The 13,777-nt window shown below is 44.3% G+C and carries 12 protein-coding genes and 2 tRNA genes; 4 read left to right on the top strand and 10 right to left on the bottom strand.

Annotated features, from left to right (window positions below; genetic code table 11):
- Positions 1-47 precede the first annotated feature (47 nt).
- The 8 genes from HVMH_RS02060 to HVMH_RS02025 form a co-directional block, all read right to left on the bottom strand.
- Complete coding sequence (locus tag HVMH_RS02060; protein ID WP_081822719.1) at positions 48-1,901, bottom strand: diguanylate cyclase; 1,854 nt, start codon at positions 1,899-1,901, stop codon at positions 48-50.
- Between the two features lie 339 nt (positions 1,902-2,240).
- Positions 2,241-2,317: transfer RNA gene (locus HVMH_RS02055), tRNA-Met, on the bottom strand.
- Between the two features lie 187 nt (positions 2,318-2,504).
- Positions 2,505-3,596, bottom strand: coding sequence for a redox-regulated ATPase YchF (gene ychF, locus HVMH_RS02050; protein ID WP_029910339.1), 1,092 nt, complete (start codon positions 3,594-3,596; stop codon positions 2,505-2,507).
- Positions 3,597-3,627: 31 nt separating this feature from the next.
- Positions 3,628-4,209 carry an aminoacyl-tRNA hydrolase gene (gene pth, locus HVMH_RS02045; RefSeq protein ID WP_029910342.1) on the bottom strand — a complete coding sequence of 194 codons (582 nt, stop codon included), beginning with the start codon at positions 4,207-4,209 and terminating at the stop codon, positions 3,628-3,630.
- A gap of 34 nt (positions 4,210-4,243) precedes the next feature.
- The gene (locus tag HVMH_RS02040) at positions 4,244-4,822 is read right to left on the bottom strand and encodes a 50S ribosomal protein L25/general stress protein Ctc (RefSeq protein ID WP_029910345.1); all 579 of its coding nucleotides are present in this window, start codon (positions 4,820-4,822) and stop codon (positions 4,244-4,246) included.
- A 182-nt stretch (positions 4,823-5,004) separates the two neighbouring features.
- On the bottom strand, positions 5,005-5,970 hold the full coding sequence (locus tag HVMH_RS02035) for a ribose-phosphate pyrophosphokinase (protein ID WP_029910349.1): 966 nt from the start codon (positions 5,968-5,970) through the stop codon (positions 5,005-5,007).
- 61 nt (positions 5,971-6,031) lie between these two features.
- Positions 6,032-6,106 (bottom strand) — tRNA-Gln (locus HVMH_RS02030).
- A 113-nt stretch (positions 6,107-6,219) separates the two neighbouring features.
- Positions 6,220-8,028 (bottom strand): tetratricopeptide repeat protein, encoded by a 1,809-nt coding sequence (locus tag HVMH_RS02025; protein ID WP_029910352.1) that lies wholly within the window; start codon positions 8,026-8,028, stop codon positions 6,220-6,222.
- 99 nt (positions 8,029-8,127) lie between these two features.
- Here HVMH_RS02025 and hemA point away from each other — a divergent pair, with 99 nt between their 5' ends.
- Genes hemA through HVMH_RS02005 form a run of 4 tightly spaced genes read left to right on the top strand, consistent with a single transcriptional unit; the run spans position 8,128 to position 12,140 of the window.
- Positions 8,128-9,408 (top strand): glutamyl-tRNA reductase, encoded by a 1,281-nt coding sequence (hemA, locus tag HVMH_RS02020; RefSeq protein WP_029910355.1) that lies wholly within the window; start codon positions 8,128-8,130, stop codon positions 9,406-9,408.
- Between the two features lie 29 nt (positions 9,409-9,437).
- Positions 9,438-10,523 carry a peptide chain release factor 1 gene (prfA, locus tag HVMH_RS02015; protein ID WP_029910358.1) on the top strand — a complete coding sequence of 362 codons (1,086 nt, stop codon included), beginning with the start codon at positions 9,438-9,440 and terminating at the stop codon, positions 10,521-10,523.
- A 10-nt stretch (positions 10,524-10,533) separates the two neighbouring features.
- Entirely contained in the window at positions 10,534-11,391 is an 858-nt protein-coding gene (prmC, locus tag HVMH_RS02010; RefSeq protein WP_029910360.1) for a peptide chain release factor N(5)-glutamine methyltransferase, read from the top strand.
- A complete protein-coding gene (locus HVMH_RS02005) occupies positions 11,388-12,140 on the top strand; it encodes a HesA/MoeB/ThiF family protein (protein ID WP_029910362.1) in 753 nt (250 codons plus the stop codon). The genes prmC and HVMH_RS02005 overlap by 4 nt, the downstream gene beginning before the upstream one ends.
- A gap of 1 nt (position 12,141) precedes the next feature.
- Here HVMH_RS02005 and HVMH_RS02000 read toward each other — a convergent pair whose 3' ends face one another.
- Positions 12,142-12,894 (bottom strand): OmpA/MotB family protein, encoded by a 753-nt coding sequence (locus tag HVMH_RS02000; RefSeq protein WP_232087789.1) that lies wholly within the window; start codon positions 12,892-12,894, stop codon positions 12,142-12,144.
- Positions 12,895-12,916: 22 nt separating this feature from the next.
- Entirely contained in the window at positions 12,917-13,762 is an 846-nt protein-coding gene (locus HVMH_RS01995; RefSeq protein WP_081822720.1) for a motility-associated protein, read from the bottom strand.
- Positions 13,763-13,777 lie beyond the last annotated feature (15 nt).

The raw sequence follows: 13,777 nt of genomic DNA, 5'->3' as shown, positions 1-13,777 counted from the left end.
TTGTAGCGGGAATGAATAGCTTTGCAGAACGGTGAATACCGAGTGGCTTAACTGGCAATCACTTCGGTGCGATTTCGACCTTTGTCTTTGGCTTGATACAGCGCCACATCAGCACGTTTGTAGAGCGTAGAAGCGTTATCCCAACGATTGAGCTTGGTTACCCCCAAACTGATCGTCACGGCACGCGGAACGTCAGAATAAGGAATTTCCTGAACAGCTTTTCTTAAACGCTCTGCCGTGGTGGCAGCTTCTTCCAAATCCGTTTCAGGCATCAAGATACAGAACTCTTCGCCCCCAATTCGGCAGAACTTATCGGTATCTCTCAAACTGCGAGCAACTTCTTTCGTCAATATTTTTAAGACGGTGTCACCGATGTCGTGACCAAAGTCGTCATTCACATTCTTGAAGTAATCGACATCAAAGGAAATCAGAGAAAAAGGTACTTGATAACGGTGCGCCCGCTTGATTTCTTCTTCCAAAGTTTCGTTGAAATAATGGCGATTGTAAATACCCGTCAACTCATCATGGATAATCAGGTGTTCCAACTCTTCTTTATATCGAATTTCTTCTGTAATGTCCGTCAGTAGTACACTGATATAGTCGTGACCAAAACTGTTACTGATGCTATTGATCCTGACCTTGAAGGTTCTGATGCCATCTTTTGTCTTCAGTTTCGCCAACAGGGTTTTGTGATGGTCTTGTAGCAAATACTCATGCCAAAGCATGCCATCAACATAACGACTCAAATACCCTTCTTCTTCAACCAACACGTTACTCAAGCAATCGAATTTGTCATTAAACTGCTCGACAGTCGAGATATCATCAAACAATGAGAAGAACTGTCTGTTGGCTTGCACCACGCGGTGCTTATCAGTGACATAAATCACTTCCGAAGATTCATCGAAGATCTGATAGAAGAAGCGGCGTTCTAAATCCGATTTTTTCTTGAAGTAGAACAACAACATGGACAATATCAAGAAAAGTATTGTCGCCGCCATTCCCATTGCATAATTCTTATATAGTTGACGTGTATTAGAGAGGTCAACCACTTTCATCGGTTTGAAGCTCAACCAAACCCCAATCTTTTGACCCAAGATATTTTTCAATGGTGTGGTGATAACCAAAGTACCATCAATAATGATATGACCCTTCGCATGAAACAGTTTGTCCACGCCATACTGAGAAATCATATTCAAAACAGATTTCGAAACCCCTGCATTCGCCACATAGTAACCCTCAACGAATGTGCCTGTGCGCGCTTTAGTCAACTGTGAGCGATAACGTTTATCGACTAGCACCACAGAACTCACACCACTACTGGTTTGCAAATCTCGATCAATAGAGTCAACTTGTGAAATAACGTCCAATATCCCTAAGAGCTTGCCATTTTCATCAAAAATCGGCGCCAAAGATTTAAAGGTCAATGAGAACTTTCCGACACTGAAGTTATTGATTTTTCTAGGATTCTTTAAAACATCCGCAATATCTTTACGCACCATTGCAAGGCTATCGCCTGCCACTGTTGTCCAGCTTCTACCAATGCTCACACCTTTTGTATCAATCACCTGAATCCAGATAGATTTATATCCCGTATGCAGCGCCAGCTCATCGGTGAATTTCTTTAATCTTTCATGCAGATTTGCGGGTCTTTGTTTAAGGACATTACGGAAATCAATAGAGTTGGAAAGCGCGATTGCCAATACCTGCGTCGTCGCTTGTTTCTGACGAACAAGGTTGCCGATAGTTTCATGCAAATACCCTTCATACTGATTAAGTTCATTCTTTTCTGCTTGGGTGATTTGCGAATGGAAAAAGGCATTCAGGAAGAACACCGCAGTCAACACAATGATAACTGCAGACAGCACAAGACGCCGAGTATATGCATTCCAATTTAAGATCAATCCTTCATCCTCGAATAGTACTGACTGACAATAATGTGCGCGTATCTACTAATTTAATCGTAAGCGCTGAAAATGTCTATTTTATTTCTAGCAAATGAGTAAGCCCATCGACAAACGGCTGTGGCTCGAATTGCAGGCTGTTAAAGTAGCGCATTTTACCATTTTATACGCATTATTATTTATTTTAAATATCGGCCTTGATGCCGATTTCTTTACCACCTGAACCCTTGATTTCACACAAAACAAGCCGCACACTAAAAGTGAATTACTGACTGGGTGACGAAGTTCACAACAAATTTCAGACATAAAAAAACCGTCGTAAAGACGGCTTTTGGAATATGGTGGCTACACCGAGATTCGAACTTGGGACCCCATCATTATGAGTGATGTGCTCTAACCAGCTGAGCTATGTAGCCTAAAGAAGTTGCGTATTATAATTTGTTTATGAATCTTGTCAATTGCTTGGCGCGATTTTTCTTCATATTTTGTTAACAAAAACGCAAAATCTACCAGGTTGGGAGCTGGTTGACAACACCCAACCTGGTAGATTTTTAATTAAACTTTACCTTATACATTTGAACTTGTTTGTGTAGTAAGCATCTATCAAACGTTGAAGCGGAAATGCATCACATCCCCGTCCTGTACAATGTACTCTTTCCCTTCCAAACGTTGTTTACCCGCAGCTTTTGCTCCTGAGTCACCTTTATACTCAATAAAGTCAGCATAAGCGGTCACTTCTGCTCGAATAAAGCCTTTTTCGAAATCGGTATGGATAACACCGGCAGCTTGAGGGGCAGTAGCCCCCTTTTTAACTGTCCAAGCGCGCACTTCTTTGACACCTGCGGTAAAGTAGGTTTGTAACCCTAAAAGGTCATAGGCGGCGCGAATTACACGGTTAAGCCCAGGCTCTTCTTGACCCATTTCAGATAGGAATTCTGCTTTTTCTTCGTCATCCAACTCAGTCAATTGCTCTTCAATCTCGGCACAGATCGGAACCACAACAGCACCTTGAGCATCGGCAATTTTTTGTACTGCATCTAAGTGCGGGTTATTTTCAAACCCATCTTCGTTGACGTTGGCAATGTACATCATTGGCTTAATGGTCAACAGGTGCAAATCTCTCAACAGTTGAAGCTCGTCTTTATCAAGTTCAATCAAACGAACCAGTTTACCTTCTTCAACTTCTTTCAATACGCGCTCGTAAACGGCCAGCTTGCCTGCAGCGGATTTGTCACCACTCTTGGCAACACGTTGTACTTTTTGAATGGCCTTTTCCAAAGATTCCATATCGGCAAACATCAATTCCATGTTGATGATTTCGATATCGGAAACCGGATCAACTTTGCCGGCAACGTGAACGATGTCGTCATTATCAAAGCAACGTACAACTTGAACAATAGCGTCTGTTTCACGAATGTTGGCGAGGAATTTATTGCCTAAACCTTCACCTTTAGAGGCGCCTTCAACCAGACCAGCGATATCCATGAAATCAACGGTGGCAGACAACACTCTTTCTGGCTTAACGATTTCTGCCAGCGCATCTTCTCTTGCGTCTGGAACTGGAACTACACCAACGTTTGGCTCAATAGTACAGAACGGGTAGTTAGCAGATTCAATACCGGCATTGGTCAATGCATTAAACAGGGTTGATTTACCAACGTTAGGTAACCCGACGATGCCACATTTAATTCCCATTCTGTTCTCCTAAATCTTAAATTCTGAACGGCTATTTTGTTTCGGTATGCAGTTGATTCATGGCTTTTTCGACATTGCCTACGAGCAAATCGGGCAAGACTCGAGTTGCTTGGTAAATAGCGTCATCAATCTGCTGAAATTCGGTTTTTGAAGGTGCTTTAAGCACAAAGTCGACTACCTGACTTTTGTCACCTGGGTGGCCAATTCCCAACCTTAAACGTTGAAACTCTTTTGTACCCAAAGCGGCAATAGTGTCTCTCAAGCCATTATGCCCGCCATGTCCGCCGCCCTTTTTCAAGCGGGCGACACCTGGCGGCAAATCAAGTTCATCGTGAGCCACAAGAATGGACTCAGGCTCTATCTTGTAGAAGTTTGCCAGGGCTTGGATCGAATGGCCACTTCGATTCATAAACGTGGTCGGCTTCAAAAGCCAACAATCCATCCCGTTTTGTTGAATGCGAGCGGCTTCTCCGAGAAATTTGGTTTCTGGACGAAATTGCGCACTGTATTGCCTGGCAACTTCCTCCACAAACCAAAAACCCGCATTATGTCTGGTCTGTTCGTATTTCGCTCCTGGGTTACCAAGACCGACGATTAACTTAACAGAGGACATATGCGGGCTTTCAGACTAGCTTTTTAGGCGCTTATTAGCGTCTAATTTTACCAATACCTACTACAGCTTGGTCATAGTCAGCACTACCGTGCGTCAAAGCTGTTAGCACAACACCAGCAGGCATTTCCAATTGTGAAAGACGTAGGCTTGTGCCACCTTCCATTTTAGAAACATCAACTGTGATTTTAGTTGGTAGGTCTTTAGCCAAACAACGAACTTCAACAGTTTGTTGCATGAAAGACATCAAACCACCCATTTTCACACCAGGAGAGCTTGCTCTACCTTGGAAGTCCAAAGGTACACGCTTAACGATGTAAGAAGCATCAGACGCTCTTTGGAAATCGATGTGAGAAATCATGCCAGTAGCAGGATGACGTTGTAGATCTTTGATAACGCAGCTTTCTTCATCACCAGCACCTTTAATGGTTAGCACAGTGTTGTACATATCGTTATCTTGTAGTGTGTGCTCAACCGCGTTGCTTGATAGTGAAACAGATTTAGCATCTTTACCAGCACCATAAATAATTGCTGGGATTTTCCCCGCATGACGAAGGCGGCGGCTCGCACCTTTCCCTTCTTCAGTACGAAGTTCTGCAGTCCATACTTGACTCATGTTTTTAACTCCAAAAAAACTGAGAAATCGCTATTTCTCAATATTACAGAAACTCCATGCCCGCGACCAAGCATGGAAATGAAGGCGGTATTATACAGAAAAACGATAAAAATAATAGACTTAGAAACAAAAAAGCCCCGATTTTTCTTCAAGGCTTTTTAGGTATTTGATATTTGTCGTTCTTAGCGAATCGGCATGATCTCAGAAACCGATTCTTCCTGATGAACACGGCGAATGGTTTCACCCAACATCGGCGCGATGGTCACCTGGCGAATCTTGCTGGATTCAATGGCTGCGATTGACAATGGAATCGTGTCGGTCACCACCAACTCAGTCAAGGCAGAGTTATTGATATTTTCTACTGCTGGACCCGATAGTACCGCATGCACAACATAAGCCGTGACGCTTTTTGCACCGTGCTCCATCAATGCTTGAGCCGCTTTACAAAGTGTTCCTGCGGTATCGACCATGTCATCGACCAAAATACAGTCACGACCGGCAACATCACCGATAATATTCATGATCTGTGCTACATTAGCTTTTGGACGGCGTTTATCGATAATCGCCATATCGCAACCTAGGGCTTTAGCAACTGCTCTAGCGCGAACTACCCCACCCATATCCGGTGATACCACCATCATATCGTCTTCAACAATATGTTTAGAGGTACGCATGTCTGCAACCAATGTTGGTGAACCGTAGATATTGTCTACCGGAATATCGAAGAAACCTTGAATCTGGTCTGCATGCAAATCAACCGTGATAACACGGTCTGCGCCTGCTACGGTAATCATATCCGCAGCCAATCTTGCTGTAATCGGTACACGAGCTGAGTGAGGACGTCTATCCTGACGGGCAAAACCATAGTAAGGGACAACTGCTGTGATACGTTTAGCCGATGCACGCTTAAGTGCATCAATCATCACCAACAACTCCATCAAGTTGACAGCAGGTTCTGGTGTACAGGTAGGTTGAAGTACATAGACATCTTTCCCACGAACAGATTCGTTGATCTGTACCATGATCTCGCCATCACTAAAACGACCGACATCAGCTTTGCCTAGAGGGATTTCAATTGAGGAAGAGATGTTCTCTGCTAGACTAACGTTTGCATTACCAGCAAACAATCGGACATTTTTATAGGCCATTCAAGGCGTCTCCTAATGGGTAGGACAAGGAAAAATGTTTTGATGAATTCTGTAAGGATAATGGCTGGGCTAGCAGGATTCGAACCTGCGCATGACGGGATCAAAACCCGTTGCCTTACCGCTTGGCGATAGCCCAACTATATGTGTCATCGAAGACAGGAGCGTATTATCCACTTTATGGAATTCAAATCAAGAGGATTTTAAAAAAATAAATCCTAAACGATGAAGGAATGATAGCAAAATTGGAACCTACTTCTCCAATTGAATTATCAAACCCTGTAACTCTGTATTTTCAGGAAAGTTTCGATGATATTGATTCCAAAGGTTTTTGGCATCATCTTGCTTACCTAGCTTCCATTTCACCTTAATCAGATGAATCAAAACTTCGTCATCTTTCTGCATACTGAAAGCACGTTTTAAATCCGCTTCCGCTTGGTCGTATTTACCCTGTTGGTAATACAACCAACCGCGACTATCCAGTATGTAGTATTCATCCGGTGCAAGCGCTAGTGCTTTTTTCAGCAACTTCTCAGCGTCATCTAAATGTTCATTGCGCTCAACATAGAAATACGCCAAAGCATTCAAGGCTTCAACATTGTCTGGTTCAACCTTCAATGAACGTTTAATATTCGAGACATAAGAATTATATTGCTTCAAGTCATAATAAATCATCGCCTGAGACAACAGCACCGTGACATTTTCTGGTTGCAACTGCAGCGCGGCAGAATACATATTGACGGCTTTTTGCTTTTCGCCCGCTAACTTATAGAAAATGGCTTGTGCACGATACAACTTAACGCGTTGATCATCGTTTCTTGCTTGCAGGCTGTTCAGGATTTCCAGCGTACGCTCCAGCCCAACTTCCGGAAAACGGATTTCGGCAATATGTAGCTGCGCATCCAAGTAATAGTCCGTTGTCTTGACTGACTGATAGTATTTAACGGCCTGCTTGAAATCGCCCTGCCCTTGGCTGGCCAAACCTAAATAATAGTTTGCGGTTGAGCGATACTCAGGCAATTGGCGCAATTGCTTCAGATTGCTAATGGCATCTTTGTAATCTTTGCGTTCTAGCTGCAACAATGCTACAGATAATCTCGAAGTAAATGCTTTAGGTTCGTGTTCCAAAACCTTTAGGTAGCGTTTTTCCGCATCAGCAAAGCGCCCTGCCTTCACTTCTAAGCGCGCAAATTTTTCTTGCAGCTCCCAATCTTCTTCATGATCGTCAAGGTAAGGATGAACTTTTTCCATCCCCAACTCTGGTTGGTCTGACTTCAAATAGGCTGTTGCCAGCAACAAATAAATTTCTCTGTTAATTTTTTCAGGATCAATTGAGTCTTCTGAACTCGTACTGCCACTGCCCTTTTGATACAAATCAGCAGACTTTTCCAACACTGGAATCGCTTTGCGGTAAGCGCCGTAGTTAACAGACGCCAACCCTAATGCAAAATAAGACGCAGGTTCTTTTGGATAGGTGTCTTTTAGCTTAGTTAAAAACTCTAACCCTTTCGCACGGTCAGCCGACTGACTGACTTTTAGCCCGGTTTCAATCAAAACGGACTCAATCGGCGCGCCAGATAAGGTCTTGTAGTGGTCCCACTGCGCCATGGCAGTATTGATGTCACCGGCGCGAACCGACATCAAATAAGATGCTTTCCAAGGCAAAGCTTTGTTTGGTTCAACTTCTCGCCACAAATTGGTGGCATCTTCAATGGCTTGTAAATTAAAAGTCGTCATCGACAATTGGAATGCGCGCTCGGCCAACCCAGGATCTTTCGACTCCTGTGCGGCTGAATACATCAATGGATAGGCAGCAGAAGCTTGGTCGCGCTTGATTAACAATTCAGCAACCATCACTTTATACATAACATCCGGCGGAAAGTGTCGATAAACCACTTTTGGCTCAGGTTTAGTCACTTTTGGCGTGGCGGATTTTGTAGGCGTCTTCCCTGTTTGCCCATCTGGTTTAACGTTTTGACTGCAGGCAGACATCAAAACGATGAGAGAGGTGATGGAGAAAAAGGATAAAATCGTCTTGAAATTTGAAGGGAAATTCTGCACAGAAATCTATCCATAAACTTGCAATTAGATGCATAATTTAGCAAAATTACGCCTCTTTAGCGCAGTATTTTTTCTTTTTTATTAAAAATCGGTTCTTCAATGAAATTATTTGTGTTGGGCGTGAATCATAAAACAGCCCCTGTGGATGTCCGTGAAAAGGTGTCTTTTTCACAGGAACAGGTGCAGCATGCACTCGGAGAACTGAAAGAGAAATGTCCTAGTGATGAATACATGATCCTTTCGACATGTAACCGCACGGAAATCTATTGCAACCTGAAATCCTTAGAAGAAGGTGTCATTGAGCAATGGCTACATGACTACTTCAATCTTCCGCCAGAAAGCCTGCAGGATTATCTCTACAAGAAAACCAACCTCGATGCCATCAAACATATCATGCGTGTTTCTAGTGGATTGAACTCATTGATTCTTGGCGAGCCTCAGATTTTCGGACAGATTAAAGATGCCTACGCGCTGGCGCAAAAGTCGGACAGCATCCACCAACGCATGGACGCTTTGTTCCAACATATTTTCAAAACGGTCAAGCAAATACGCACCGATACGGCAATAGGTTCAAGCCCAGTTTCTGTCGCTTTTTCTGCTGTAGCACTTTCTAAACAGTTTTTTGGTGACCTGTCCGATCAAACGGCTTTGTTGCTTGGCGCCGGAGAAACCATTGAGCTGGTTGCCCGCCATTTGAAAGAGCACCATATCGGCAAGTTGATTATTGCCAACCGTACGTTGGCGAAAGCTCACCAGATCACCGAAGCACTTGGTGGCTATGCGATTGGCTTGAACGAAATCGGTGACCACCTTCATGAAGCAGATATGATTATTGCATCAACTGCAAGCCCGACACCTATTCTAAATCAAAATGATATCAAGGCAGCACTTAAGACTCGCAGACACAAGCCTATGTTTATCGTCGACATTGCTGTGCCTAGAGATATTGCGCCGGAAGTTGGGCAACTGGATAACGTCTACCTTTATACGGTAGATGATCTCACCGCCATCATCGAAGAAAACAAACAATCTCGCAAAGACGCTTCTTTGGAAGCGGAAGAAATCGTCAGTTCTCAAGCTGAAAACTTCATGATGCAATACCATGCATCGCTACAGGCAAGCCCGTTGATACAGCATTACCGTCAGCAAGCCTATCAAGTCAAAGACCATGCGATTGAAGATGCCTTAGCCCTTCTGCAAAAAGGTGAACATCCAGAACAGGTCATCAAAAAGCTGGCTAATCAGCTCACCAACAAAATTCTGCACACGCCAACGGCAAACCTACATCATGCGGGACTTAAAGGTGAGCAACACATCATTGATGCTGCAAAACAACTGTTATTTGAAGCTGACAAACCAAACAACACGCATACTTCTTAGTACGCCACACTTTATAAAGACAACTCGTAATGAAAGACTCTATTCGTAAAAAACTCGACCTGCTCGTAGAACGCTTGGATGAAGTGAACCACCTGATGTCTGATCCTGAAATCATCAGCAATCAGACCAAGTTCATGAACCTCAACAAAGAGCATTCGCAAATCAGTTCCGTGGTGGAAGCCTATACACAGTTTCTACAAGCTGAAAGTGATCTGGACGAAGCCAAGGATATGATTGCCTCTGGCGACCCTGACTTGAAAGAAATGGGGCAAGAAGAGCTTCCAATCCTATCCAAGAAACTTGAAGAACTTGAGTTGGCGCTACAAAAAATGCTGCTTCCAAAAGACCCTAACGATGATTCCAACATCTTTTTGGAAATTCGTGCGGGAACAGGTGGGGACGAAGCCGCTATTTTTGCTGGAGACTTGTTCCGCATGTACAGCCGCTACGCGGAAAACATGAAATGGCAGATTGAAGTGCTTAACGCTCAGGAAGGTGAGCATGGTGGTTATAAAGAAATCATCACCCGAATCATTGGTGATGGCGCTTATTCTCGCTTGAAATTTGAGTCCGGTGCTCATCGCGTACAACGCGTTCCTGCAACGGAAACGCAAGGGCGTGTTCACACCTCCGCAGCAACCGTTGTTATCATGCCGGAAGCGCCTGATGTTGAAGCGGTTGAACTGAACCCTGCTGACTTGAAAGTAGACACCTTTCGCGCCTCCGGCGCAGGGGGACAGCACGTCAACAAAACCGACTCGGCAATTCGTATCACCCATATTCCGACTGGAACGGTCGTTGAATGTCAGGATGAACGTTCTCAGCACAAAAACCGTGCCCGTGCCATGTCACTATTGGCGGCGCGCATCATGGATGAAAAGCAACGTAAGCACGATCAGGAAATCGCACAGGAACGTAAGAGCTTGGTCGGTTCCGGAGACCGCTCCGAACGTATCCGTACCTACAACTATCCGCAAGGGCGCGTTACTGACCACCGCATCAACCTCACGCTTTACAAGCTTGACGATGTTATGCAAGGCGGCTTACAACAAGTCATTGATCCATTAATCAATGAATATCAAGCGGAACAACTTGCCTCCTTGAGCGAGCAATAACAAGGTCAACATGACGATTGCCGAGGCACTCAATCTGGGGCGAAATACCCTAACCTCTGAATCGCCATTACTGGACGCGGAAATCCTGCTTGCCTACACTCTAGACAAAGACCGTACCTACCTTTTTACCTGGCCGGAACATGAGCTTTCCGCCCAGCAGGCAGAACACTTTTCTGAATTGCTGAAAAAACGCCAGGTTGGGGTACCTGTCGCCCACCTCACCGGTAACAAGGAATTCTGGGGATTGGATTTCAAAGTCACTTCTGACACGCTAATCCCACGCCCTGATACAGAAATACTGGTAGAGCAAGCATTGCTAAAAATTAAGCAACTCCATCAAGATGGGCTTAATGCCCGAGTGCTGGACTTAGGCACTGGATCAGGCGCCATTATTTGTGCACTCAAGCATGAAGCACCCTACATAGAAGCTCTCGCGGTGGATCTACAACCAGCGGCGTTGACAGTTGCCAAACAAAATGCCGAGCAACATGGCTTGTCCATTGATTTTCGCACTGGTAGCTGGTTTGAACCCATGGTAAATGCTCGTTTTGAAGTAATTGTTTCCAATCCACCGTATATTGTTGAAAACGACCCTCATTTATCTCAGGGAGATGTTCGCTTTGAACCACTCACAGCATTAACCTCTGGGCAGGATGGATTGGAAGACATACGCACTTTGATATCAGAAAGCAGAAACCATTTAGTTGAAGGCGGATGGCTGTTGATAGAACATGGATTTGATCAAGAAGTTGCCCTACAAAAGCTCTTTGCCGACAACAGTTTTGAACAAGTGGAAACCATTTACGATTACGGACACAACCCAAGAGTGACCCTAGGGCAATATAAGAACAAAAAGGATTCAAGATGAAATCATTGAACGATGACGAACTGAGCCGTTATAGCCGCCAAATCCTACTCTCGGAAGTAGATTATGATGGTCAATTGAAACTCACTCAGTCCCATGCCGTAATTGTCGGCCTCGGTGGCCTAGGTTCACCGGTATCGCTCTATTTAGCTGCTGCCGGCGTAGGTACTTTGAGCCTTATTGATTTTGACAATGTTGATGACTCCAACCTGCAACGCCAAATTGTTCATCGTGAGAACAATATTGGCATGGCAAAAGTCAGGTCTGCCGAAGAAAACCTCAAAGCACTGAATCACTTTGTTGACATCTTTGCCTATGACTACAATTTATCCGAACAAGAGTTTGAAGCCATTATCGAAAAAGCGGATGTCGTGATTGATTGTACTGACAATTTTTCGACACGATTTATGTTGAATCGCCTTTGTTATGCTCAGAAAAAACCTTTAATCTCTGGCGCAGCCATTCGTTGGGAGGGGCAACTGTCGACTTTTGACTTTAGAAAAGACACTTCCCCATGTTATCAGTGCTTGTATAAAGAAGATTCAGGTCAGGAGCTGACTTGTAGCGAAAACGGTGTACTGGCACCCGTAGTGGGTATGGTTGGTTCGATACAAGCAATTGAAGCCATTAAAGCTTTATTAGACAAGCCTACACTGACAGGAAAATTGATGATTTTGGATGCCTATACGATGAATATACGCACCCTTAACTTGAAGAAAGATCCACACTGCCCGATCTGCTCGAGCAACTAACTTAGCGTGAAGTTGGCGGTGCTACTTGTCCGGCTACCGGTCGAGGAGGCTGAGCCACTTTCTTGTTCTTGATCATGATAACCACTCGGCGGTTCAACGAACGTCCATAAGAACTGTTATTCGGCGCAACAGGTTCATTATCCGCTTTACCTTCAATGGTGATGTATTTTTGCTCTACTCCCATATAGATAAAGGTTCTGGCAACAGTTGCCGCCCTAGCTGCCGACAATTCCCAGTTTGAAGGGAATTGGAAGTTAGAAATCGGTACATTATCGGTATAACCGGTGATGGTCATATCCTGTTTGCGCCCTGCAAGGGTTTCACCCAGATTTTCCAACTGTTCTCTAGTTTTGTCAGTAATATTGGCACGCCCACTTTCAAAGAAGCTATCCGATCTCAAAGTAATTTTGATACCTTCTGGCGTTTGCTCAATGTCGATATCTTTTGGATTGACTTTGGCAACTGCATTCTTAACTTCTTGTTCTGTGACGGGCTTTTCTTGCTCAATTGGTGGTTTGATAGGCGCTGTCTGTGCAGTGACATCCTGTTTTAAAACCTTATCTCCCCCGCCACTTTCACCAACAAGGTTCTCAACAAAGGCTTTTCGTTTTTCAGGATCAATAATAGAGGTCAGCCACATGACCAAAAAGAACACCATTAAAACGGTCATCAAGTCGGCAAGTGCAATTTCCCATGCACTGTCTTCTTGTTCGCAATGATTGCCTCTACCTTTTGACATTCTGGATCCACTCATCTCGACGCCTCATAATCACAATTTAAGGACCATCGCGCTTAATTTCAAAATCTGGCGGAATACGTTGTCTACCAATCTCTGCGGCCATACTAGGCGATACCCCATGAGAGAACGCATAAAGGAAAGCCGCCGCCACTTCAAAAATTGCCTGATCCTGACGAATCATCACTTCTGTTGCATGCGTAAAGGGCGCAACAACAGCAAATGAGAAAAAGATACCCGTCAAAGTCCCTACAAGAGCGGCACCGATTGAGCTACCAATTTTTGCCACATCCATGTCACCACCCAACAAATTCATTGTCAGGATAACGCCCATTACCGCAGCCACGATCCCGAAACCAGGCAGTAACCCGGAAATCTTACCGGTCGCGCGCGGCACTTCCATCATAGAATGAATGATATCGTGAATCTGATCTTCTAAATAATGTTTGAAATCCAACGCTTGTGGTGGGTTCAACAATAGGTAAGAAAAGTTATCGACGATAAATTTCTTAAGCTCTCTATGCTTAAGAATCAGTGGATAGTTCATAAAGATTGAACTGTCCTCAGGTGAAGTGATGTGAGCCTCCAACGCAAGAACCCCTTGCGCACGAGCCAAACGGGACAATTCATCCAGTAAGCCCAATAGCTCAACATATATCTTTTTATTGACGCGGCCACCTTTGAAAAAGCGCCCCAAGTAAACCATCGTCTTACCCCAGACATAGACAGGTGTCGCTGCAAGGAACACACCAAATGCAATCCCAAGGATAATGACCAACTCAGAAGGGTGCCATAACGAAGAAAGCACGCCCCCTTCCATGAGGAAACCGCCAATGAAACTTCCGATAATAATCAGTATGGCTAAAGGTTTTGAAATAATATTCATAATGTTTCTACAAGC

This window comes from Hydrogenovibrio marinus (assembly GCF_013340845.1).
GTDB classification, from domain to species: domain Bacteria; phylum Pseudomonadota; class Gammaproteobacteria; order Thiomicrospirales; family Thiomicrospiraceae; genus Hydrogenovibrio; species Hydrogenovibrio marinus.
This window is presented reverse-complemented; position numbering and strand designations above follow the sequence as displayed.

Bases quoted from the DNA above. Each gene is read 5' to 3' on its own strand.
- ychF (WP_029910339.1), bottom strand. From the start codon at position 3,596: ATGGGAATTAAATGTGGCATCGTCGGGTTACCTAACGTTGGTAAATCA.
- pth (WP_029910342.1), bottom strand. From the start codon at position 4,209: ATGTCCTCTGTTAAGTTAATCGTCGGTCTTGGTAACCCAGGAGCGAAA.
- HVMH_RS02040 (WP_029910345.1), bottom strand. From the start codon at position 4,822: ATGAGTCAAGTATGGACTGCAGAACTTCGTACTGAAGAAGGGAAAGGT.
- HVMH_RS02035 (WP_029910349.1), bottom strand. From the start codon at position 5,970: ATGGCCTATAAAAATGTCCGATTGTTTGCTGGTAATGCAAACGTTAGT.
- hemA (WP_029910355.1), top strand. From the start codon at position 8,128: ATGAAATTATTTGTGTTGGGCGTGAATCATAAAACAGCCCCTGTGGAT.
- prfA (WP_029910358.1), top strand. From the start codon at position 9,438: ATGAAAGACTCTATTCGTAAAAAACTCGACCTGCTCGTAGAACGCTTG.
- prmC (WP_029910360.1), top strand. From the start codon at position 10,534: ATGACGATTGCCGAGGCACTCAATCTGGGGCGAAATACCCTAACCTCT.
- HVMH_RS02005 (WP_029910362.1), top strand. From the start codon at position 11,388: ATGAAATCATTGAACGATGACGAACTGAGCCGTTATAGCCGCCAAATC.
- HVMH_RS02000 (WP_232087789.1), bottom strand. From the start codon at position 12,894: ATGAGTGGATCCAGAATGTCAAAAGGTAGAGGCAATCATTGCGAACAA.
- HVMH_RS01995 (WP_081822720.1), bottom strand. From the start codon at position 13,762: ATGAATATTATTTCAAAACCTTTAGCCATACTGATTATTATCGGAAGT.